Genomic DNA, 21,452 nt, shown 5'->3' with positions numbered 1-21,452 from the left:
CATGCACGTTCTCGTGGTGCACAACCGCTACGCCTCGGCGCAGCCGAGCGGGGAGAACAAGGTCGTCGACCAGGAGGTGGAGCTGCTGCGCGCGGCCGGCCATCAGGTCGAGCTGTTCGAGCGGCGCAGCGACGACATCGCCGACCGGTCCCTGCTCGGCAAGGCCGCGCTGCCGTTCCTCGTGCCGTGGAACCCGGCGGTCCGCACCGAGCTGGCTGCCCGGCTGCGCGCCGAACGGCCGGACGTGGTCCACGTCCACAACGTCTTCCCGCTCCTGTCGCCCGCGGTGCTGGCCGCATGCGCCGACGCCGGCGTGCCCGCGGTCGCCACACTGCACAACTACACCCAGGTCTGCCCGCCGGGCACGCTCCAGCGGGCCGGCCGGCCGTGCACCGAGTGCGTCGGTTCGACGGCACCGCTGCCCGCCGTGCGGCACGGCTGCTACCGCGACTCGCGCCTTGCGACGGTGCCGCTCGCGGTCAGCATGTCGGTCAACCGGCGGCGTTGGTGGTCAGGCGTGGAGCGGTTCCTGTGCATCTCCGCGGCCCAGCGCGATGTGCTGGTGCGGGCGGGCATGCCGGCCGAACGGCTGGTGGTGAAGCACAACTTCGTGCCCGACCCGGACGACCGCCGCTCGGGCGCCGGCGAGCACGTGCTGTATCTCGGCCGGCTGGCGGAGGCCAAGGGCGTTCGGCTGCTCATGACCGCGTGGGACGAGCTGGCCGCGGCCGGCGGGGTGGGCGTGCCGCTCGTGATAGCCGGCACGGGACCGCTGGAGCAGGAGGTGACCGCGTGGGCGGCGGGCCGGGACGACGTGCGGTACGTCGGCCTGTACGACACGGCGGAGTGCCGGAAGGCCATCGCGCGGTCGGTCGCCGTGGTGGCCCCCTCGACGTGGCTGGAGGCGTTCGGCCTGGTGGTCGTCGAGGCGATGGCGGCCGGGGTCCCGGTCGTCGCCGCCGGTCACGGCGCGTTCGTCGAACTCGTCGAGGACGGAGTGACCGGGCTGCTGCACCGGCCGGGCGAGCCCGAATCGCTCGCGTCCTGCATACGCCGGATCGCGGCCGGACCGGACCGCAACCGGGAGATGGGCCGGGCGGCCCGACGCCGGTACGAGCTGGGCTTCAGCCCGGCCGTCGGCCTCGAACGCCTGGTGGAGGAGTACCGCACCGCGATCGCGGGACGGTCAGCGCTGGCTCGCGGCGGGGACACCCGCGCGAACAGGGGGGATGGGGACAGTAGATGACACGATGCCGACTCTGCGGCTCGGAAGCGATGGCGAGCGTCGTCGACCTCGGGGCGACGCCACCATGTGAGAGCTTCCTGGCCGCGGACCAACTGGACAAGCCGGAGCCGGCGTACCCGCTGCACCTTCGGGTCTGCACCGACTGCTGGCTGGCACAGATACCTCCGCTGATCACGCCGGAGGAGACGTTCAGCGAGTACGCGTACTTCTCCTCCTTCTCGACCTCCTGGGTGGAGCACGCGCGTACGTATGTCGCAGACGCCGTGCGGCGGTTGGGTCTCGGCACCGACGCCTTCGTGGTCGAGGTCGCGAGCAACGACGGGTACCTGCTGAAGCACGTGGTGGACCACGGGATCCGCTGCCTGGGCATCGAGCCGTCGGTGAACGTCGGCGCCACGGCCCGGGACGCGGGCGTGCCCACGCTCACGGAGTTCCTGTCGCCCGACACCGGCTCGGCGGTGCGCGCCGAGCACGGACCGGCGGACCTGGTCGTGGCCAACAACGTGTACGCGCACATCCCCGACGTGGTCGGGTTCACCCAGGGGCTGCGTGCCCTGGTCGCCGACGACGGCTGGGTCTCCATCGAGGTGCAGCACCTGCTGACCCTGATCGAGGACAACCAGTACGACACGATCTACCACGAGCACTTCCAGTACTACACGGTCGCCTCCGCGATCCGGGCCCTGGCGAGCGGCGGACTCACGCTCGTGGACGTCGAGTTGCTGCCCACGCACGGCGGCTCCATCCGGCTGTGGGCCCGGCCCGCCGAGGTGGCAGGCGAGCCGTCGCAGCGGGTGGCGGACGTGCTGGCCCGGGAGAAGGCCGCCGGACTCCAGGAGCTGTCCGGGTACACCGAGTTCTCCGCCCGGGTGGCCAAGGTGCGCCGGGACCTGTTGAAGTTCCTCATCACAGCGGCGGAGCGTGGCGAGACGGTCGTCGGCTACGGCGCTCCCGGCAAGGGCAACACCCTGCTCAACCACTGCGGCATCCGGCCCGACCTGCTCCCGTACACGGTCGACCGCAACCCCTACAAGCACGGCAGGTACACCCCGGGCACCCGCGTCCCGATCCTGGCGCCCGATCAGATCGCCGCCGACCGGCCGGACTACGTCCTGGTCCTCCCGTGGAACCTGCGGGCTGAGCTGATCGAACAGCTGTCCTTCGTGGGCGACTGGGGCGGCCGGCTGGTCTTCCCCATCCCGGAACTGAGCATTGTCGAGGTAAAGCGATGAAGGTCGTCCTGTTCTGCGGCGGTTACGGGATGCGGATGCGCAGCGGCGCAGCGGACGACGTGCCCAAGCCGATGGCGATGGTCGGCCCCAGGCCGCTGATCTGGCACGTCATGCGCTACTACGCGCACTTCGGGCACACGGAGTTCATCCTGTGCCTCGGGTACGGCGCGCACCACATCAAGGACTTCTTCCTCAGCTACGAGGAGACGACGTCCAACGACTTCGTGCTGCGCGGCGGACGGACCGAGCTGCTGTCCACCGACATCTCGGACTGGACGATCACGTTCGCGCAGACCGGCATCGAGTCGCCCATCGGGGAGCGGCTGCGCCGGGTGCGGCACCACCTGGACGGCGACGAGATGTTCCTCGCCAACTACGCCGACGTGCTCACCGACGCGCCCCTCGACGAGATGATCGACCGGTTCGCCGCGCGTGACGCCGGGGCGTCGATGATGGTGGTGCCGCCGCAGTCCTCCTTCCACTGTGTGGAGCTGGGCGAGAACGGCCTGGTGGGAGGCATCACCGCGGTGAGCGACATGCCGCTGTGGGAGAACGGCGGCTACTTCGTGCTCCGCCAGGAGGTCTTCGACCACATACCGGAGAACGGGGACCTGGTCGCCGACGGCTGCGCCCAGCTGGCCAAGCGCGGACGGCTGGTGGCGCACCAGCACCGCGGCTTCTGGAAGCCGACCGACACCGTCAAGGAGCGGGCCGCGCTGGACGCCGCCTACGCCAGAGGCGACCGCCCGTGGGCCGTCTGGGAGCAGGGGGTGCGCGCGTGATCCGACTCGGGGCCGGGTCCCCGGACCGGATCGTCGCCGTGGGCGCGCACTGCGACGACATCGCCATCGGCGCCGGCGGCACGCTGCTGACGATGTGCCGCGCACGGCCCGGCCTCCGGGTCGACGCGCTGGTGCTGTCCGGCGGCGGCACCGACCGGGAGCAGGAGGAGCGGGCCGCGCTCGCCGCCTTCTGCCCGGGCGCCGACCTGCGGCTGACCGTGCTGAAACTGCCGGACGGGCGGATGCCGGTGCACTGGGACGAGGCCAAGGCCGCGGTCGAGGAGCTGCGCGGGCAGACCGAGCCGGACCTGATCCTCGCCCCGCGTACCGACGACGCGCACCAGGACCACCGCGGCCTGGCGCGGCTGATACCGACCGCGTTCCGCGACCACCTCGTGCTCGGCTACGAGATCGTCAAGTGGGACGGCGACCTCGGCCGTATGGCGGCCTACCAGCCGCTGCCGACGGAGATCGCCGAGGAGAAGGTACGGCTGCTGCAGGAGCACTACGCCTCGCAGCGCCACCGCCCCTGGTACGACCGGGAGGCCTTCCTCGGCCTCGCGCGGATCCGCGGCATCGAATGCCACGAGCGATACGCCGAAGCGTTCGCCGTCACCAAACTCAAGCTCAACCTGGGGGGTTGAACCATGCGCGTACTGCTGACCGGTCACCAGGGATACCTGGGAACCGTCATGGCCCCGGTCCTCGCCGCCGCCGGACACGAGGTCGTCGGCCTCGACGCCGGCCTCTTCGCCGACTGCGTCCTCGGCGAGACCCCGGCGGACCCGCAGGGGCACAAGGTGGACCTGCGCGACGTCACGGCCGAGCACGTGGCCGGCGTCGACGCCGTGATCCACCTGGCCGCGCTCTCCAACGACCCACTGGGATCGCTGGCGCCGGAGCTGACGTACGACATCAACCACCACGCGTCCGTACGGCTCGCCCGACTCGCCCGCGACGCCGGGGTGGGGCGTTTCCTGTACGCGTCCACCTGCTCGGTCTACGGCGCCGCCGGCGGCGACGAGCTGGTGGCCGAGGACGCCCCGCTGCGCCCGGTGACGCCGTACGCGGAGTCCAAGGTGCGCGTCGAGGACGACCTGCACGAGCTGGCCGACGGCGACTTCACCCCGGTGTACATGCGCAACGCCACCGCCTTCGGCTACTCGCCCCGGCTGCGCGCCGACATCGTGCTGAACAACCTCGTGGGCCACGCGCTGCTTTCCGGCGAGGTGTTGGTTCTCTCCGACGGCACCCCCTGGCGCCCGCTGGTGCACGCCGTCGACATCGCCCGGGCCTTCACGGCCGCGCTCACCGCGCCCCGGGAAGCCGTGCACGACCGGGCGTTCAACATCGGCAGCGAGACCAACAACGTCACGGTCGCCGAGATCGCCGAGCAGGTCGCCGAGGCGGTGCCCGGCTCCAAGGTGAACATCACCGGGGAGAACGGCGCCGACCCGCGGTCGTACCGCGTGGACTTCTCCCGCTTCCGCGCCGCGATCCCCGGCTTCGACTGCGAGTGGACGGTGAAGCGGGGCGCGCTGGAACTGGCCGACTCCTACCGGAAGTTCGACCTGACCAGGGAAGCCTTCGAGCAGCGCTTCACCCGGCTCGCCGTGCTCCGCTCGGCGTCCGAGGCCGGCGCCGTCGACGACACCCTGCGGTGGCGCCGATGACCGACGCAGGCGAGGAGATGTACGAGCTGGTGGAGCGGCTGTACCCGCTGTGCCGGAGCATCACCGGCGACGGTGTGCGCGCCACCCTGGACATCGTCGGCGAGTACATCCCGCTCCAGACGTACGAGGTGCCGACCGGGACCCAGGTGCTCGACTGGACGGTGCCGCAGGAGTGGAACATCCGGGACGCCTACATCGCCGACTCCGACGGCAACCGGGTCGTCGACTTCGCCGAGTCCAGCCTGCACGTGCTCGGCTACAGCGTGCCGGTGTCGGCGACCATGCCGCTGTCCGAGCTGCGCGCGCACCTGCACACGCTTCCGGAGCACCCGGGCTGGGTGCCGTACCGCACCAGCTACTACAAGCCGGAGTGGGGGTTCTGCCTGGCCCAGGAGACCCTGGACGCGCTGCCGGACGGCGAGTACGAGGTGCACATCGACTCCACCCTCGCCGACGGCCACCTCACCTACGCCGAGTACGTGGTCCCCGGTGAGGTCCCGGACGAGGTGATCGTCTCCTGCCACGTCTGCCACCCGTCGCTGGCCAACGACAACCTGGCCGGCATCGCGGTGGCGACGTTCCTGGCCCGGGAGCTGGCGCAGGAGACGCCGTACTACACCTACCGGTTCATCTACGCGCCCGGCACCATCGGGGCGATCACCTGGCTGGCCCGCAACGCCGAGCGGGTCGACCGGGTCAAGCACGGGCTGGTGCTGGCCTGCGCCGGTGACTCGGGCTCGCTGACGTACAAGCGGAGCAGGCGCGGCGACGCGGAGATCGACCGGGTGATGGGGCATGTACTGGCGGCCTCCGAACGCCCCCACCAGATCAACGAGTTCACCCCGTACGGCTACGACGAGCGGCAGTACTGCTCGCCCGGGTTCAACCTCGGCGTGGGCTCGCTCAGCCGGACCACGTACGGCGGCTACCCCGAGTACCACACCTCGGCGGACAACCTGGACTTCGTCTCCCCGAAGGCGATGGCGGACACCCTCGCCGTCTGCCGCGAGGCGTTCGGCGTCCTCGACCGCAACCGGAGGTACCTCAACCTCAGCCCCTACGGCGAACCACAGCTCGGCCGGCGCGGGTTGTACGACGCGCTCGGCGGCCGCAGCGACACCAAGCAGGCCCAGATGGCCATGCTCTGGGTGCTCAGCCTCTCCGACGGCGAGCACAGTCTGCTGGACGTGACCGAGCGGTCCGGGCTGCCGTTCGACACCGTCGCCACCGCGGCCGACGCCCTGCACGGCGCCGGTCTGATCAAGGCATGACGCGGATGACCACCGAGGAGGAGAAGGCGAAGGCACCGGCGCGGTCCACCCGGCGGGCCTTCGCCGGCCGGCTGTCCTGGGGGCTGGCCGACCAGGCGGCCTCCAGCATCAGCAACTTCGCGGTGGGGATCTACGTGGCCCGTTCGCTGGGGGTGACCGCGTTCGGCGTGTTCAGCCTCGCCTGGGTGACCTACGGCGTGGTGCTCAACGTCTCCCGGGGCCTTGCCACCGACCCGCTCGTGGTGCGCTTCAGCGGCGTGTCGGACACGGCCTGGCGCGGGGCGGTGGCCCGTTCGTCGGGTACCGCGCTCGGCGTCGGCGCCGCGATCGGTGCGGCATGTCTGGTCGTCGGCCTCGCCCTCGGCGGCCAGGTGGGGCCTGCCTTCGCCTGTCTCGGCGTCATGCTGCCGGGACTGCTGCTCCAGGACGCCTGGCGGTACGCGTTCTTCGCCGCCGGCACCGGGCGCAAGGCGTTCGTCAACGACGTCGTGTGGGGCGTCGCGCTCGTCCCGGCGATGGTGCTGGCCGCCCGCGCGGGCAGCGTGGCCGCCTTCGTGCTCGCCTGGGGCGCGTCCGCCACGGTGGCCGCGGGATACGGCTACGTCCAGTCCGGCATCCTGCCGCGCACGGCCCAGGCACGCGACTGGCTCCGCGAGCAGCGCGACCTCGGCTACCGGTACCTCGTCGAGAACGTCAGCCTCAGCGGCGCGAGCCAGCTGCGTGCGTACGGGCTCGGCGCGATCGTCGGCGTCGGCGCGGTGGGCGCGGTCCGGGGCGCGGAGCTGCTGCTCGGCCCGTTCCTCGCCGTGCTGATGGGCCTGTCGCTGGTCACCGTCGCGGAGGCGGCACGGGTGCTGCGGCGGGCCCCGGACCGCCTGGGCAGGTTCTGTCTCCTGCTGGGAGGCGGGCAGGCCGTCGCCGCGCTGTGCTGGGGCGGGGCGCTGCTCCTGATGCCGGACCGGCTCGGCGAGCTAGTGCTCGGCGACGTCTGGCACTCCGCCGCACAGCTCATCGTGCCGGTCACCCTCGGCGTCGCGGGCGCCGGCCTCGGCACCGGCGCCGCGGCCGGGCTGCGCGCGCTCGCCGCGGCCCGGCGCAGCCTGCGCTGCCAGCTGTTCGCGTCCGCCTGCTACGCGGCGGGCGGGCTCGGCGGCGCGGCCCTGGCCGGCACGGTCGGCTCGGCCTGGGGCGTCGCCACCGCGACCCTCGCCGCCTCCGCCGTGTGGTGGCTCCAGCTGCGCTCCGCCCTGCGCGAGCACCACCAGGACTCCATTCCCGAAGTGAGGACGCCATGACCGCCCGACCCAGGCTGAGCATCGGCCTGCCCGTGTACAACGGCGAGGAGTACCTCGCCGAGTCGCTCGACGCCCTCCTCGGGCAGACCTACGAGGACTTCGAGCTGGTCATCTCCGACAACGCCTCGACCGACGGGACCGAGGAGATCTGCCGCAAGTACGTCGCGCAGGACTCGCGCATCCGCTATCTGCGGCTGCCCCGGAACGTCGGCGCCGCGCCGAACCACAACTACGTGTTCACCCAGTGCCGCGGCGAGTTGTTCAAGTGGGCCTCGCACGACGACCTCTACGCCCGGGACCTGCTGCGCCGCTGTGTGGAGGCGCTGGACGAGCGGCCGGAGATCGTCCTCGCGCACTCCGACCAGGCGGTCATCGACGGCGACGGACAGGTGAAGGTCCCCTACGAGTACGGTCTCGCGACCGCCTCGCCCGACGCCCCGGAGCGCTTCCGCAGCTTCCTGTTCGAGCCCGGCGGCGACGACTTCTACGGGGTGATGCGCGCCGACATGCTGCGCCGGGTGCGGCCGCACGACAGCTACCACCACGCGGACCGCACGTTCGTCGCCCAGATCGTCCTCCAGGGACCCTTCCATCAGGTGCCGGAGCTGCTGTACTTCCGCCGCGACCATCCCACCCGCGCCGAGCGGGCGAACCCGAGCAAGCGTTCCCGGTGCGTCAACCTGGACCCGCGCCGGGCGGGCCCGCTGCACCCGACGCCCCGGCTGCTCGCCGAGTACGTCCTGGGCTTCGTCTCGGCGATCCGGCGGGCTCCGCTGTCCGGGGCCGACCGGCGCGCCTGCTACCGCCACCTGGGCGAGTGGATGACCAGCCGGGCCCGGCCGGGCGCCGGCGAGCGCGTCGAGGACCGCGCCCCCGTCGACCCGGCGAAGCTCACCGTCTCCGTCGACGACCTGGTCGCGGGACGCGAGGGGCGGCGGACATGAGACCCCCCGTACGCGTCGGGATGTTCGGCCTGCTCGGTTCCGGCAATCTCGGCAACGACGGGTCGCTGGAGGCCGTCCTCGGGTACCTGCGCGCCGAGCACCCGGAGGCGTCCGTGGACGCGCTGTGCGGCGGACCCGAGGTCGTCACCGCCCGGTACGGGATCCCCGCGACACGGCTGCACTGGTACCGCGGGGAATACCGGACCGCGTCACGTGCGGGCGCGATCGCGGGCAAAGGGCTGGGCAAACTCGTCGACGTCGTCCGCACCGCGGCCTGGGTGCGCCGGCACGACGTGGTGATCGTGCCGGGCATGGGCGTCCTGGAGGCCACGCTGCCGCTGCGGCCGTGGGGTTTCCCGTACTCGCTGTTCCTGCTCTGCGCGTCCGGCCAGCTGTTCGGCACCAAGGTGGCGCTGGTCGGCGTCGGCGCCGGTCCCGTCGGCAACCGGCTGACCCGGGGCCTGGTGCGCCGGTCGGCGCGGTTGGCCGCCTACCGGTCGTTCCGGGACGCCCAGTCCCGCGACGCGCTGCGGGAGATGGGCGTGGACACCGCCCGCGACGGGGTCCACCCGGACCTCGCGTTCGCCCTGCCGGCACCGCGGGCCGGCGCACCTTCGAGTCCTCCGGGCCCGGTCTGCGTCGGTGTCATGGACTTCCACGGCGGCGACGACGACCGTGCCCGGGCCGAGGAGATCCACCGGCGCTACCTCGACGGGACGACCCGGTTCGTCCGCGCGCTGGTGGAGGACGGCAGGCCGGTGCGGCTGCTCACCGGCGACGAGTGCGACCGGTCCGTGGTCGCCGCGGTCCTCGAAGCGGTGGACTCACCGCTGGTGACCGCCGCCGAGGCGACCTCGCTGGCCGACCTGATGAAGGAGACGGCGGCCGCCGAAACCGTGGTGGCGACCCGGTATCACAACCTGGTCTGCGCGCTGAAGGCCGGCACCCCGACGCTCGCACTGAGCTACGCGGCGAAGAGCGACGCGCTCATGGACCGGATGGGCCTCGCCGCGTACTGCCATCCGGCTCGCGAGGTGGACGCCGACCGGCTGCTGGAGCAGTTCCGGGCGCTGGAGAAGCGATCGGCCGAGCTGCGGCGGACTCTCGCCGAGCGGAACCTGGTCGCGGCCCGGCAGCTCCAGGAGCAGTTCACCGCCCTGACCGCCGCCCTGTTCCCGACAACCGACCACGCGCAGGCCCGTACCCGGCAGGAGACTCCATGAAGGCCATCGAAGTCCCGGCGATCGCCGGCGCGTACCTCTTCGAGCCGACGCCGTACGCCGACGAACGCGGCTTCTTCTGCCGCACCTTCGACGCCGACGTGGTCCGCTCGGTGGGCATCGACCCCGACGCCTTCGTCCAGGACAGCGTGTCCCGCTCGGTCCGGGGCGTGCTGCGCGGCCTGCACCTGCGCTCCGGCGCCGGCGAGGCCAAGCTGGTGCGGTGCTCCTACGGACGGATCTTCGACGTCGTCGTGGACCTGCGGCCCGACTCGCCGACCTACCGCAACGTGGCCACCTTCGAACTGTCCGGCGATACACAGACGACCCTGTACATCCCGGCGGGATGCGCGCACGGCTTCCAGGCGCTGACCGAGTCCGCCGACACCTCGTACCGGATCGACCGTCCGCACGATCCGGCGGAGGACGTGACGATCGCCTTCGACGACCCGGAACTCGCGATCCGCTGGCCGCTGCCGGCCACATCGATGTCCCAGCGGGACCGCCAGGCGCCGAGCCTCGCCCAGGTCCTGAAGCAGAGAGAGAGCTGAAGTCAGCGTGGACACTGAGGAGTTCTTCCTGCCCCGGTCGCGGGCGGCGAACGAGCGGCTGCACGCCCTGGTCCCCGGGGGCGCGCACACCTACGCCAAGGGCGACGACCAGTACCCCGAGAACCTGGCCCCGGTCATCAGCCACGGCCGTGGCGCCCACGTGTGGGACGTCGACGGCAACCGCTACATCGAGTACGGCTCCGGCCTGCGCTCGGTCAGCCTCGGCCACGCCCACCCGCGCGTGAACGAGGCGGTACGACGGGAACTCGACCGCGGCACCAACTTCGTGCGGCCGTCCATGATGGAACTCGAAGCCGCGGAACGCTTCCTGGCCACGGTGCCGACCGCCGAGATGGTGAAGTTCACGAAGAACGGCTCCGACGCCACCACCGCCGCGGTGCGCCTCGCCCGTGCCGTCACCGGCCGCCCACGGGTGGCGATCTGCGGCGACCATCCGTTCTTCTCCGTCGACGACTGGTTCATCGGCACCACACCGATGTCTGCCGGCATCCCGACGGCGACCACCGAACTCACCGTGGCGTTCCCGTACGGCGACCTGGCCGCCACCGAGGAACTGCTCACCCGGTACCAGGACGAGATCGCCTGCCTGATCCTGGAGCCCGCCGGCCACACCGAGCCGCCGCCCGGCTACCTCACCGGCCTGCGCGAGCTCGCCGACCGGCACGGCTGCGTACTGATCTTCGACGAGATGATCACCGGCTTCCGCTGGTCCGAGGCGGGCGCCCAGGGCCTGTACGGCGTCGTCCCGGACCTCTCCACGTTCGGCAAGGCGCTGGGCAACGGGTTCGCCGTCTCCGCGCTGGCCGGGCGCCGCGAGCTGATGGAGCGGGGCGGGCTGCGGCACTCGGGCGACCGGGTGTTCCTGCTGTCCACCACGCACGGTGCGGAGACGCACTCGCTGGCCGCCGCGATGGCCGTGCAGGCCACGTACGCGGAGGAGGGCATCACCGCCCGACTGCACGCCCTGGGCGAGCGGTTGGCCGCGGGTGTCCGCGAGGCCGCGGCCGGTATGGGCGTCGCCGACCACGTCCTCGTCCGCGGCCGGGCCAGCAACCTGGTCTTCGCCACCCTCGACGAGAACGGCCGGCCCTCGCAGCAGTACCGCACGCTGTTCCTGCGCCGGCTCCTCGCGGGCGGGGTGCTGGCACCGTCGTTCGTGGTGAGCAGCGCGCTCGACGACGCGGACATCGATCAAACCGTCGACGTGGTGGCCCAGGCATGTGCGGTGTACCGGAAGGCACTTGACGCGGCCGACCCGAAGCCGTGGCTCGGTGGACGGCCGGTGAAGCCGGTGTTCCGCCGCCTGGCGTGACGCGGCATCACCTGCCTTGATGTGACGTCAGCGCAGCTCACGCCGACCGGTGTCGGCCGTCCGATCGACGATCCGGTCGGCCGTCCGGTCGACGAGCCACGCGGTCGCCGGCATCACCGCGAGCGCGGTGCACCAGCCGCCGAGGACGTCGGTCGGGTAGTGCGCGCCCAGGGCGACCTGGGCCCAGCCCATGACGGTGCCCGCAACCAGCGCCGCGGCCGGCACGACCAGCGAGCCGGCCATCCTCCCGAGGCCGAGCCGCCCGGTCACGAGCAGCGCCACCACGAGGGCGAGCGAGGTGAGGAAGGCGGTGTGCCCGCTCGGATACGACAGGTTGTCGTCGCCGTGGATGGTGCGCCCCACCAGGGACTTGAGCAGCGTCGCCGTCACCACGGCGATTCCCGGACCGGCGACGACGAACACCGCCGCGCGAGGACTCCGCAGCAGCAGACAGCCGGTCACGACGGCGCCGACCAGCATGGCCGCGCCCACGGGCTCCCCCAGGAAGTCGACGGCCAGCGCGACCCCCCGCCACGGCGGCCCCACGCTGTCCGCCGTCGGATCGACGACCCACCTGTCCACCCGACCGGGCTCCGTGTGCCCGGAGTACGCGACCCCGAGCCCGAGGACCACCAACGCGGCGAGACCCGAGACCAGCCCGAGCCACGCCCGCAGCGACGGCGGTAACACCGCCGACCGCCCGCTCACAAGGCCACCACGCGGGATCGCCCCACGGCGCTTCGCCGTGACCGATGAACGGCCTTCCGGATCTGGACCACTTGGGGCGAGATGAGGGCGCGACGCGTCATGGCCCCCATCCTGCCGAATCGGTCAGCGGCGCCGCTGGTCGACCCGCAGTTCGAAGTCGCCGTAGCTGTTGTCGACCGGGTTGACCGTGACGCCGGGTGCGACGATCTCGTCGATGGCGTCGAGCACGTCGGACGGGAGCGTGACGTCTGCGGCGGGCAGGAACGCCTCCAGTTGCTCCATGGTGCGCGGGCCGATGATCGCCGAGGTGACACCGGGGTGGTTGACGACGAAGGCGACGGCGAGCTCGATCAGCGTGAGGCCGGCCTTCTCGGCCAGGACCGCGAGCTGCTCGACGGCGTCGAGCTTGCGCTGGTTGGCGGGGGTGCCCATGTCGAAGCGGGCCTGCGGGCGCGCGGCGGAGGCGGGGCCCTCGGTGGCGTTCCTGCGGTAACGGCCCGAGAGCCAGCCACCGGAGAGCGGGCTGTACGTGAGGGTCCCCATGCCGTGGCGGCGGGCGGCGGGGAGCACGTCCTCCTCGATCCCGCGCACCAGGATCGAGTACGGTGGCTGCTCGGTCACGAACCGCTCCAGGTGCCGCTCGCGCGAGACCCACTGGGCCTCGACGATCTGGGAGCCGGAGTAGGACGAGGAGCCGAGGTAGCGGATCTTGCCCTGGTGCACGAGGTCGGAGAGCGCCCCGAGCGTCTCGGCGACGTCCGTGTCGGGGCTGGGGCGGTGCACCTGGTAGAGGTCGATGTGGTCGGTGCCGAGCCGCCGCAGGGAGTTCTCGACCTCGCGGATGATCCAACGTCGGCTGCCGCCACGCCGGTTGGGGTCGTCCGGGTCCATCGGCATGAAGAACTTGGTCGCCAGGAACACGTCCTCGCGGCGGTCCTTCAGGGCCTTGCCGACGATCTCCTCCGAGACTCCGGCGGAGTACACGTCCGCGGTGTCGACGAAGTTGATCCCGGCGTCGAGGGCGCGGTGGATGATCCGGATCGAGTCGGCCTCGTCCTCGTTGCCCCAGGGGCCGAACATCATCGCGCCCAGGCAGAGCGGGCTGACCTGGACGCCGGTGCGGCCGAGCGGTCGGTACTGCATGAAGCTGTGCTCCTCTGAAGTGGTCAGTCGTTCGTGGTCGGAACGACGGTGCCGGTGCCCGCCCAGCCGGCGAGGAGACCGAGGGCCTCCCGCGCCGGGGAGTCCGGTTCGGGGGTGTAGAAGTTGAGGCGCAGTCCGGGATCGGAGGGCAGGTCCATCGCCTCGTAGGGCAGGGCGAGATCGCCGACCAGCGGGTGGTGCAGGTTCTTGACGCCGGAGCGGTGGAACTTCACGTCGTGACGGGCCCAGCGGTGGGCGAAGTCGTCGCTCCTGGCGCTCAGTTCACCGATCAGGTCGGTGAGCGCCTTGTCGTGGGGAGCCCGGCCGGTCTCGGTGCGCAGGAAGGCGACGGAGTCGTCGGCGCCCTTGTCCCAGTCGATCCAGAAGTCCTTGCTCGCGGGATCCAGGAACAGGAAGCGGGCGCTGTTGACCGGCCCGCGCTGCGCGAACAGGGGCGAGTCGAAGAGGGGTGCGTACAGCGCCCGCCCCAGCGTGTTCGCGGCGAGGATGTCGAAGCGTGCGTTGCGTACGTACGCCGGTACGTCGGTCATCGAGTCGAGCAGGCGAAGGATCGTGGGCCGCACCCGGGACGCGGTCACCGTGGCGCGCCGGCCCGACGGCGTCGCCGCGCGGGCCAGGTCGTACAGGTGGGTGCGCTCGGCCTCGTCGAGTTGCAGGGCGTGAGCGAGGGATTCCAGTACGGAGTCCGAGGCGCCGGAGAGGTTTCCGCGCTCGAGGCGGACGTAGTAGTCGACGCTCATGCCCGCGAGCAGCGCGACCTCCTCCCGGCGCAGGCCCGCGACGCGGCGGTTGCCGCCGTAGACCGGCAGTCCGGCCTGATCGGGGGTGATCCGGGCACGCCGGGTGCTCAGGAACTCGCGGACCTCGGCGGCCACGCCCTTCTTGTCTCTGTCAGCCATCGTCCTGATCCCCGAAATCACTCGTCCGCCGGCGCTCACGCCCCGGGCGGACGGTCCTGCCTCGCTCTTCACCGTAGATCGGTCCGGGAGGACGTGCGAGGTACTGGCATTACCCGGAAGAGCAGTGACTCCCTCCCGTGTGCCACATGGGGTTCTCTGGAGAGACTCCGGACCCCGGCCGCATGCCGTTCAAGTAGCCGCGGTTGCCGGAGCGGGCGAGCAGGCCGAGAGTGCTGCTTGTCGGGTTTGCCCTGACCACGGCGAACATGTCCGACCGGAGTGGCGTCGCCGCCGGCGCCGCATCGGTCCTGGTCGGACCCCGTCCACCGGGATCGGCAGCGCCTTGAGCCCGAGCGTCCTGACCCCGACCGCGAATCGCGCCCGCACGGGCCTCCACTCCGAAAGGTCCTCGTGATGCAGACCGTCACCCTCAACAACGGCGTACGGATGCCCGCCCTCGGACTCGGCGTCTTCCAGACCCCGCCCGACGAGACCAGGGCCGCCGTCACCGCCGCGCTCGACCTCGGCTACCGGCACATCGACACCGCGGCCGCGTACGGCAACGAACGCGAGGTCGGCCAGGCCGTCCGGGACTCCGCGGTGCCCCGCGACGACCTCTTCATCGAGACGAAGATCTGGATCAGCGACTACGGCTACGACGAGACCCTGCACGGCTTCGCCAAGAGCGCCGCCAAGCTCGGCGTCGACCGGATCGACCTGCTCATCCTCCACCAGGCCCTCCCGTCCGACTTCGACAGGACCATCGCCGCCTACCGCGCCCTGGAGAAGCTCCTGGCCGACGGCAGGGTCCGCGCCATCGGCGTCAGCAACTTCATGGTCGAGCACCTGACCGCGCTGCTCGACGCCACCACCGTCGTTCCCGCCGTCAACCAGCTGGAGATCCACCCCTACTTCCAGCAGCGCGCCGTCCTCGACTTCGACGACCGGCACCAGATCCTCAACCAGGCGTGGTCCCCCATCGGCGGAATCACCTTCTATCCGGGATACGGCGAGGACCGCAGGAGCGTCCTGGAGGACCCGGTCGTGACCGCGATCGCCGGGGCACACGGCAAGAGCCCGGCCCAGGTGCTGCTGCGCTGGGGCATCCAGCAGGGCCGCTCGGTGATCCCGAAGTCGACCAGGCGCCGGCGCATCGCCGAGAACATCGACGTCTTCGACTTCTCCCTCACCGCGGAGGAGCTGAAGTCCCTGGACGCCCTGGAGACCGGCCGGCGCGGCGGCCCCGAGCCCGAGAACGTCACCCTCGCCGCCTACGGGCGCGCCATCCCGGAAGCCTGAGACTCCGGGAGCCCCGGGATTCGGAAAGCCCGAGATTCCCTCCACCGAAGGTGAGGACCATGACCACCTGGAACGACTCCGACCTGACAGAGATCGGCACGGCGGAAGAGCTGGCCCTGGAGTCCGAACGCTCCGACGGCACACTCCGTGCCCCCGTGACCATGTGGGTCGTACGGGCGGGCGACCGGCTCTACGTCCGCTCGGTGAAGGGCGTCGACGGCCCCTGGTACCAGGGCACACGCTCACGCCTGCGGGGACGTGTCGAGGCCGGAGGCGTCCGTGCCGACGTCGCCTTCCGCGATGCCGATCCCGGCGAGTACGCCGACGTGGACGCGGCCTACCGGGAGAAGTACGGCCGGTACACCAGCATCGTCGACCACGTCCTGACCGACCGGGCCCGGGCCTCCACCCTCCGCCTCGAACCCCGCTGACCACTCACCGCCGTCTCCCCGAGGAGCCCCACCGTGCGCGCCACCCTGATGTACGCGGCCGAGGACATACGTGTCGAAGACGTCGCCGACCCGAAGATCCAGCAGCCCACCGACGCGGTCGTACGGATCGTGCTGTCCTGCGTCTGCGGCAGCGACCTGTGGCCCTACAAGTCGCTGGAGCCCACCGACACCCCCCGTCACATGGGTCACGAGTTCCTCGGCGTCGTCGAGGAGACCGGCTCCGCGGTACGCACCCTCAAGCCGGGGGACGTGGTCGTGGCGCCGTTCGTCTGGGCCGACAACACCTGCGCGTACTGCCGCGAGGGGCTGCAGACCTCCTGCCCGCACGGCGGCCAGTGGGGCGTGAACGGCGTCGACGGCGGCCAGGGCCAGGCCGCCCGCGTCCCCCAGGCCGACGGCACGCTGGTGAAGATGCCCGTCGCCGAGGACTCCGAGCTGCTGCCCGACCTGCTCACGCTCTCCGACGTGCTCTGCACCGGCTACCACGCCGCCCGCACGGCGGGCGTCCGCCGCGGCGACACCGTCACCGTCGTCGGGGACGGCGCGGTCGGCCTGTCCGCCGTGCTCTCCGCCCGGCTGCTGGGCGCCGAACGGATCGTCCTCATGGGCCGCCACCGGGCCCGCACCGACCTGGGCCGCGACTTCGGCGCGACCGACGTGGTCGCCGAACGCGGGGACGAGGGCGTCGACTTGGTCCGCGAACTCACCGGCGGTGAGGGCACCCGCAAGGTCCTCGAATGCGTCGGCCTGAAGGACGCCCTGGTGCAGAGCCTCGGCGTGGTCCGCGCGGGCGGCACGATCAGCCGCGTCGGCGCCCCTCAATACCCCGAAGTACCGTTCGGGTTCGGCGACTTCATGCGCAACATCACCCTGACCGGCGGCGTCGCCCCTGCCCGCGCCTACATCGAGGAGCTGATGCCGCACATCCTCGACGGCTCGATCCGCCCCGGCCGGGTCTTCGACCGCACCGTGACCCTGGAGGACATCGCCGACGGCTACCGCGCGATGAACGACCGCGAGTCCTTGAAGGTGCTGGTCCGTCCATGACCGCTCACGATGTGCCGGCCCTGATGATCCGCCGCTCGCGGAGCAGGACGGAGAGGGGCTTGCGGAGGCCGTATCCGACGGTGCGCCGGGTGACGGAGGCACCGGCGTGCTCGACACGGGACAGTTGATGCGCGGCCAGCTCCAGCAGAGCCCGCTGCAACGGCTGGAAACTCGGCGCGGTGGAGTCGAGCAGGGCCTGTGAATCCGTGAGGGCCTGCCTGGTCCTGCGGCAGGTGAAGGCGACCAGCTCCCCCACCGCCACGGTGTCTTGCCCCTGTTCCAGGGCGGCGCGGGTGACGCCGAAGCGGTCGAGGTCCTCCTGCGGCAGGTACAGGCGTCCTTCGCCCAGGTCCTCGGTGAGGTCGGCGAGGAAGTCCAGACGCTGCAGACCTTCGGCGAACGACCGGCACCGGGACCGGAAGACCGCGTCACCGCCGCCCTCGTGCTGGAGGTCCTCGATCAGCATCAGGGCCGGCAGGGCGAGGTTGTCCACGTAGCGCTGGAAGTCGGCTTCGGTGGCGTGCCCGGTGAAGTGCAGTTCCTCGTCAGTGGCCTTGAGATATGTGTGCACCCAGTGGTGCGGCAACTGCCGCACGGACACGGTGTGCAGGAAGGCCCGCAGCACCGGATCCTGAGCGCGCCCGGAGTCAAGCCCGGAGGCGACCTGCTCGGCCCAGGCCCTCCAGCGCGGCAGACGCTCGTGCAGGGGGCCTTGGTCGGCGAGGTCGTCGGTGCGGGCGAGGAAGGCGTAGGCGGCGATCAGATGGGGCTGCAACGCCGGAGCCACCAGCAGTCGCACCACGGCGTAGTGCGCCAGGATCCGGCGAGCGAAGACCCGGCCGGCGACCGAGTAGTCGTCCCGCAGCCCACGCCCCCGCACCCCGGCAGCCACCAGCCGCCGCTCCCAACCCGCCACGAACCCCTCCCCCGTCACCGCCAAGATATCGCCCGGATCTCCGCACATCGCACCGAACGCGCGCTGCCGAAGCCGCAGTTCAAAATCCTTTGCCGCCGGCTCAGTGATCGCGACGAGGTGATCTGGATTCGTCGTGAGTCGTCGTACGACGCATGCGTACAGACCGTTGAGCTTGACCACGCCGGGCCCCTGGTCCCGGTTCAGGAGCCCTTCCCCCGTCGCTGGCCGGTACCACCTGAAGCTTCCTCCCCGTAGGGACCAATCCGGGGCATGCGCAGGATCGGATTACGTCCGGAGATGTCCCAGGCGCGGCGATGACGGAGGGCCCACGTGCGAGAAGCAGTCCAGATCGGCAGAAATCCATCCGTGGACCCGGATCTGCAGGAGCTGGTGGGTCGCGTCGCTCTCGGCGACGAGGAGGCGTTCGCCTCGGTCTACGACCTTGTGGTCAGCCCCGTCCTCGGTGTCGTCCGCGCCGTCCTGCGCGACCAGGCGCAGTCGGAGGAGGTGGCCCAGGAGGTCCTTGTGGAGGTGTGGCGCACGGCCCCCCGATACCGCCCCGACCGAGGCACCGCCATCAACTGGATCCTCACGCTCGCACACCGCCGGGCCATCGACCGCGTGCGCTCGGTCGAGGCCACGGCGGCCCGGGACCACCGAGCCGCCGTCATGAACCACATGCCCGAGTACGACGAGGTCAGCGAACAGGTCGAGGCGCGCATCGAGCGCGAGCAGGTCCGCCGCTGCCTGCGCACACTCACCGAGCTCCAGCGCCAGGCCGTCACGCTGGCGTACTACCGCGGTCTGACCTACCGCCAGGTGGCGGAAGCCCTGACACTTCCCCTGGGCACGGTCAAGACAAGGCTGCGCGACGGCCTCATCCGGCTGCGCGACTGCCTGGGGGTGGCCGTATGACCACCGCCGACCTGCACTGGATGACGGGCGCCTACGCGCTGCACGCCCTGTCCGACGACGAGCGCGAAGCCTTCGAACGCCACCTGCCGGACTGCGAGCCGTGCGAGCGGGAGGCCACCGAGCTGCGCGCCACCGCCGCGCGCCTCGGACTTGCCGTCTCCATGACGCCGCGCACCGCGATGCGGGAGCAGGTGCTGCGCCGCGTCAACGCCGTCCGGCAGGACCCGCCCGACGCGGGGGCTGCTGCCCGTCCGGAGCGGGCGGGGGCGCGGGCCGGGCTGATCTCGCGCTGGGCGCTGGCCGTGTGCATGGCGGCCGTCGCCGCGCTCGGCGGCACGGCGGTGTGGCAGCACGAGCGCGCCGAGAACGCTCTGGAGCAGGCCCGCCGGGCCGAGCAGGGCGCGGGCGAGATCGCCACCGTGCTGGCGGCGCCGGATGCCGCTGCCCGGTCAGCCGCGTTGGGCGATGGCGCCACCGGCACCGTCGTCGTCTCGCAGGACCTCGACAGGGCCGTGTTCGTCGTCTCCGGGATGGAGCGGCCGACGCGCGGGAAGGTGTATCAGCTCTGGTTCGCCGACGGCACCGCAATGCGCTCCGCCGGTCTGATGGACCCCGAGCGCGGTGATCAGACCGTGTTGCTGCGGGGTCCCGTCGACGGGGCGTCCGGTATGGGCATCACCGTTGAGCCCGCGGGCGGCTCGCGTCAGCCCACTTCCCCTCCACTGGCCCTCATGAATCTCCCCGCCTGACGCATTAGATGTAATCCGTTGCGGAAGCGGGGGACGGATTGGTCAGAAAAAAAGAATCCCTCAATCGAGTCGTCGACCAATCCGCGGAGCCCTCAGGCCCGGATTCCCCACGTGATCGACGACGGAAAGAAACTTCGCCATCCGCGCAGCTGGATGCGGCCCGCGCTGGCCGCGTTCAGCGGTGTTCTCGCGGGCTGCACGGCCCTCACCGTCGCCGAATTGGTTTCCGTATGGGCGCGTCCTCAGGCAGGTCCGGTCGTCGCGGTCGGAAGTGCGGCAATCGACCGCACACCCCCAGCCGTCAAGGACTGGGCGATTCGCAATTTCGGGACCGACGACAAACTGATGCTGCAACTCGGCATTCTCGCCGTACTCGCCCTGCTCGCACTCGCATTGGGTCTGCTCGCCCTGCGCCACGTCCGTTCGGCCGCGGCAGGGGTGCTGCTGTTCGGTGTCGTGGGCGGCCTCGCGGCGACCAGCCGCCCGGACTCGGCCGGCATCACCGATGCCGTCCCCTCCCTCGCGGGCGCGGCGGCCGGAGCGGTCACCCTTTTCCTTCTGGTGAGCCGCCTGACGGCCGCTCGCACCGAAACCGGCGCTGAGACCGGCGAGTCGGGGGCGGGCGACGAACCGGGCTGGGACCGCCGGGGCTTCGTGATCACGGCGGTCGCCGCGGCCGCCGCCTCCACCGGCGCCGGCACACTCGGCCGGCGTCTGAACGGCTCGACCGCCCGCGATGCCGTCGCCTCACGCGAGGACGTCGTTCTGCCCGCCCCCGGCTCTCCCGCCCCCGCGACACCCAAAGGCGCCGGACTGCGGATCCGGGGAGTCGGCCCCTTCATCACGCCGACCGACGGCTTCTACCGAGTGGACACCGCGCTGGTCGTTCCGAAGGTGGACGCCACCGCCTGGCGGCTGCGCATCCATGGCCTGGGCGTCGGCAAGGCGGTCTCACTCTCCTACGACGACCTGCTGCGGCGCGATCTCATCGAGCGCGACATCACGCTCACCTGTGTCTCGAACGAGGTCGGCGGCCCCTACGTGGGCAACGCCCGCTGGATCGGCGTACCCCTCGCACCCCTGCTCGCGGAGTGCGGCGTCAGGGCCCCCTCCGAGGGAGGACCCGCCGACCAGCTGGTCTCCCGCTCGGTCGACGGCATGACGATCGGCAGCCCCGTGGAAGACGTCATGGACGGCCGGGACGCCCTGCTGGCCCTCGGCATGAACGGCCGGCCGCTCCCCTTCGAGCATGGCTTCCCGGCCCGCATGGTGGTCCCCGGTCTGTACGGCTACGTCTCGGCCTGCAAGTGGATCGAGGACATCGAACTCACCACGTTCGACGCCTACGACGCCTACTGGGTCAAGCGTGACTGGGCGCGCGAGGCACCCGTCAAGACACAGTCACGGATCGACACCCCCAAGCCGTTCGCCCGCCCCCGGGCCGGCAACGTCATGGTCGCCGGAGTCGCCTGGGCCCAGAACCGAGGGATCGACAGGGTCGAGGTCCGCGTCGACGACGGCGGCTGGCAGGAGGCCCGGCTCGCCGCCGAGGACTCGCGCGACACCTGGCGCCAGTGGTCCTTCGCCTGGCAGGCGGCCAAGGGCGGCCACACCCTCACCGTGCGTGCCACGGACCGCACCGGCACGGTCCAGACCGAGAAGCGCACCCGCACCGTCCCCGACGGCGCCGGCGGACAGCACTCCGTCGTGGTGACCGTCGAATGACCCGTACGCCACTTTCCCGACCCCCGATGTG

21 protein-coding genes are annotated in these 21,452 nt (G+C 71.6%); 17 read left to right on the top strand and 4 right to left on the bottom strand.

Annotated elements, in window-relative coordinates:
- The first annotated feature begins 1 nt into the window (after nt 1).
- The 11 genes from PGH47_RS31965 to PGH47_RS31915 are packed head-to-tail and all read left to right on the top strand — an operon-like array spanning nt 2 to nt 11,547.
- Entirely contained in the window at nt 2-1,246 is a 1,245-nt protein-coding gene (locus tag PGH47_RS31965; RefSeq protein ID WP_271666247.1) for a glycosyltransferase, read from the top strand.
- Nucleotides 1,243-2,478, top strand: a complete 1,236-nt coding sequence (locus PGH47_RS31960; protein WP_271666246.1) for a class I SAM-dependent methyltransferase — start codon at nt 1,243-1,245, stop codon at nt 2,476-2,478. The genes PGH47_RS31965 and PGH47_RS31960 overlap by 4 nt, the downstream gene beginning before the upstream one ends.
- A complete protein-coding gene (locus tag PGH47_RS31955) occupies nt 2,475-3,260 on the top strand; it encodes a glucose-1-phosphate cytidylyltransferase (protein WP_271666245.1) in 786 nt (261 codons plus the stop codon). Before PGH47_RS31960 ends, PGH47_RS31955 begins: the two co-directional genes overlap by 4 nt.
- Complete coding sequence (locus tag PGH47_RS31950; protein ID WP_271666244.1) at nt 3,257-3,904, top strand: PIG-L deacetylase family protein; 648 nt, start codon at nt 3,257-3,259, stop codon at nt 3,902-3,904. Before PGH47_RS31955 ends, PGH47_RS31950 begins: the two co-directional genes overlap by 4 nt.
- Before the next feature lie 3 nt (nt 3,905-3,907).
- A complete protein-coding gene (locus PGH47_RS31945; protein WP_271666243.1) occupies nt 3,908-4,933 on the top strand; it encodes an NAD-dependent epimerase/dehydratase family protein in 1,026 nt (341 codons plus the stop codon).
- A complete protein-coding gene (locus PGH47_RS31940) occupies nt 4,930-6,204 on the top strand; it encodes a DUF4910 domain-containing protein (RefSeq protein WP_271666242.1) in 1,275 nt (424 codons plus the stop codon). Before PGH47_RS31945 ends, PGH47_RS31940 begins: the two co-directional genes overlap by 4 nt.
- Nucleotides 6,201-7,499 carry a hypothetical protein gene (locus tag PGH47_RS31935; RefSeq protein WP_271666241.1) on the top strand — a complete coding sequence of 433 codons (1,299 nt, stop codon included), beginning with the start codon at nt 6,201-6,203 and terminating at the stop codon, nt 7,497-7,499. The genes PGH47_RS31940 and PGH47_RS31935 overlap by 4 nt, the downstream gene beginning before the upstream one ends.
- The gene (locus PGH47_RS31930) at nt 7,496-8,443 is read left to right on the top strand and encodes a glycosyltransferase family 2 protein (protein ID WP_271666240.1); all 948 of its coding nucleotides are present in this window, start codon (nt 7,496-7,498) and stop codon (nt 8,441-8,443) included. The genes PGH47_RS31935 and PGH47_RS31930 overlap by 4 nt, the downstream gene beginning before the upstream one ends.
- Nucleotides 8,440-9,666: a polysaccharide pyruvyl transferase family protein gene (locus PGH47_RS31925; RefSeq protein ID WP_271666239.1), complete on the top strand. Its 1,227-nt coding sequence runs from the start codon at nt 8,440-8,442 to the stop codon at nt 9,664-9,666. Before PGH47_RS31930 ends, PGH47_RS31925 begins: the two co-directional genes overlap by 4 nt.
- A complete protein-coding gene (gene rfbC / locus PGH47_RS31920) occupies nt 9,663-10,214 on the top strand; it encodes a dTDP-4-dehydrorhamnose 3,5-epimerase (RefSeq protein ID WP_271666238.1) in 552 nt (183 codons plus the stop codon). Before PGH47_RS31925 ends, rfbC begins: the two co-directional genes overlap by 4 nt.
- 7 nt (nt 10,215-10,221) lie before the next feature.
- Entirely contained in the window at nt 10,222-11,547 is a 1,326-nt protein-coding gene (locus PGH47_RS31915; protein ID WP_271666237.1) for a glutamate-1-semialdehyde 2,1-aminomutase, read from the top strand.
- Nucleotides 11,548-11,574: 27 nt separating this feature from the next.
- Here the strand turns inward: PGH47_RS31915 and PGH47_RS31910 are convergent, their stop codons facing one another.
- The 3 genes from PGH47_RS31910 to PGH47_RS31900 all read right to left on the bottom strand — a co-directional run bounded on the left by PGH47_RS31910 (nt 11,575) and on the right by PGH47_RS31900 (nt 14,318).
- The gene (locus tag PGH47_RS31910; protein ID WP_271666236.1) at nt 11,575-12,255 is read right to left on the bottom strand and encodes a phosphatase PAP2 family protein; all 681 of its coding nucleotides are present in this window, start codon (nt 12,253-12,255) and stop codon (nt 11,575-11,577) included.
- A 123-nt stretch (nt 12,256-12,378) separates the two neighbouring features.
- Nucleotides 12,379-13,398, bottom strand: coding sequence for an aldo/keto reductase (locus tag PGH47_RS31905; RefSeq protein WP_271666235.1), 1,020 nt, complete (start codon nt 13,396-13,398; stop codon nt 12,379-12,381).
- Nucleotides 13,399-13,421: 23 nt separating this feature from the next.
- Complete coding sequence (locus PGH47_RS31900) at nt 13,422-14,318, bottom strand: helix-turn-helix transcriptional regulator (RefSeq protein ID WP_271666234.1); 897 nt, start codon at nt 14,316-14,318, stop codon at nt 13,422-13,424.
- A gap of 414 nt (nt 14,319-14,732) precedes the next feature.
- On the opposite strand from PGH47_RS31900, the gene PGH47_RS31895 reads away from it, so the two are divergent.
- Genes PGH47_RS31895 through PGH47_RS31885 form a run of 3 tightly spaced genes read left to right on the top strand, consistent with a single transcriptional unit; the run spans nt 14,733 to nt 17,116 of the window.
- Nucleotides 14,733-15,617 (top strand): aldo/keto reductase, encoded by an 885-nt coding sequence (locus tag PGH47_RS31895; protein ID WP_271666233.1) that lies wholly within the window; start codon nt 14,733-14,735, stop codon nt 15,615-15,617.
- Between the two features lie 59 nt (nt 15,618-15,676).
- A complete protein-coding gene (locus PGH47_RS31890; protein WP_150499504.1) occupies nt 15,677-16,048 on the top strand; it encodes a DUF2255 family protein in 372 nt (123 codons plus the stop codon).
- Between the two features lie 33 nt (nt 16,049-16,081).
- Nucleotides 16,082-17,116, top strand: coding sequence for a zinc-dependent alcohol dehydrogenase family protein (locus PGH47_RS31885; protein WP_271666232.1), 1,035 nt, complete (start codon nt 16,082-16,084; stop codon nt 17,114-17,116).
- Between the two features lie 4 nt (nt 17,117-17,120).
- Here PGH47_RS31885 and PGH47_RS31880 read toward each other — a convergent pair whose 3' ends face one another.
- Nucleotides 17,121-18,032, bottom strand: a complete 912-nt coding sequence (locus PGH47_RS31880) for a squalene/phytoene synthase family protein (protein WP_271666231.1) — start codon at nt 18,030-18,032, stop codon at nt 17,121-17,123.
- 330 nt (nt 18,033-18,362) lie between these two features.
- Here PGH47_RS31880 and PGH47_RS31875 point away from each other — a divergent pair, with 330 nt between their 5' ends.
- From PGH47_RS31875 to PGH47_RS31865, 3 genes are all read left to right on the top strand, one after another.
- Nucleotides 18,363-18,947, top strand: coding sequence for a sigma-70 family RNA polymerase sigma factor (locus PGH47_RS31875; protein ID WP_271666230.1), 585 nt, complete (start codon nt 18,363-18,365; stop codon nt 18,945-18,947).
- On the top strand, nt 18,944-19,696 hold the full coding sequence (locus PGH47_RS31870) for an anti-sigma factor (protein ID WP_271666229.1): 753 nt from the start codon (nt 18,944-18,946) through the stop codon (nt 19,694-19,696). The genes PGH47_RS31875 and PGH47_RS31870 overlap by 4 nt, the downstream gene beginning before the upstream one ends.
- A 111-nt stretch (nt 19,697-19,807) precedes the next feature.
- Nucleotides 19,808-21,421, top strand: coding sequence for a sulfite oxidase (locus tag PGH47_RS31865; RefSeq protein WP_443048584.1), 1,614 nt, complete (start codon nt 19,808-19,810; stop codon nt 21,419-21,421).
- The last annotated feature ends 31 nt before the right edge of the window (nt 21,422-21,452 follow it).

Origin of the sequence: Streptomyces sp. HUAS 31 (genome assembly GCF_028198125.1) — a bacterium.
GTDB classification, from domain to species: domain Bacteria; phylum Actinomycetota; class Actinomycetes; order Streptomycetales; family Streptomycetaceae; genus Streptomyces; species Streptomyces chartreusis.
Note: the sequence above shows the minus strand (reverse complement) of the source record. Positions and strands in the feature narration are given on the sequence as shown.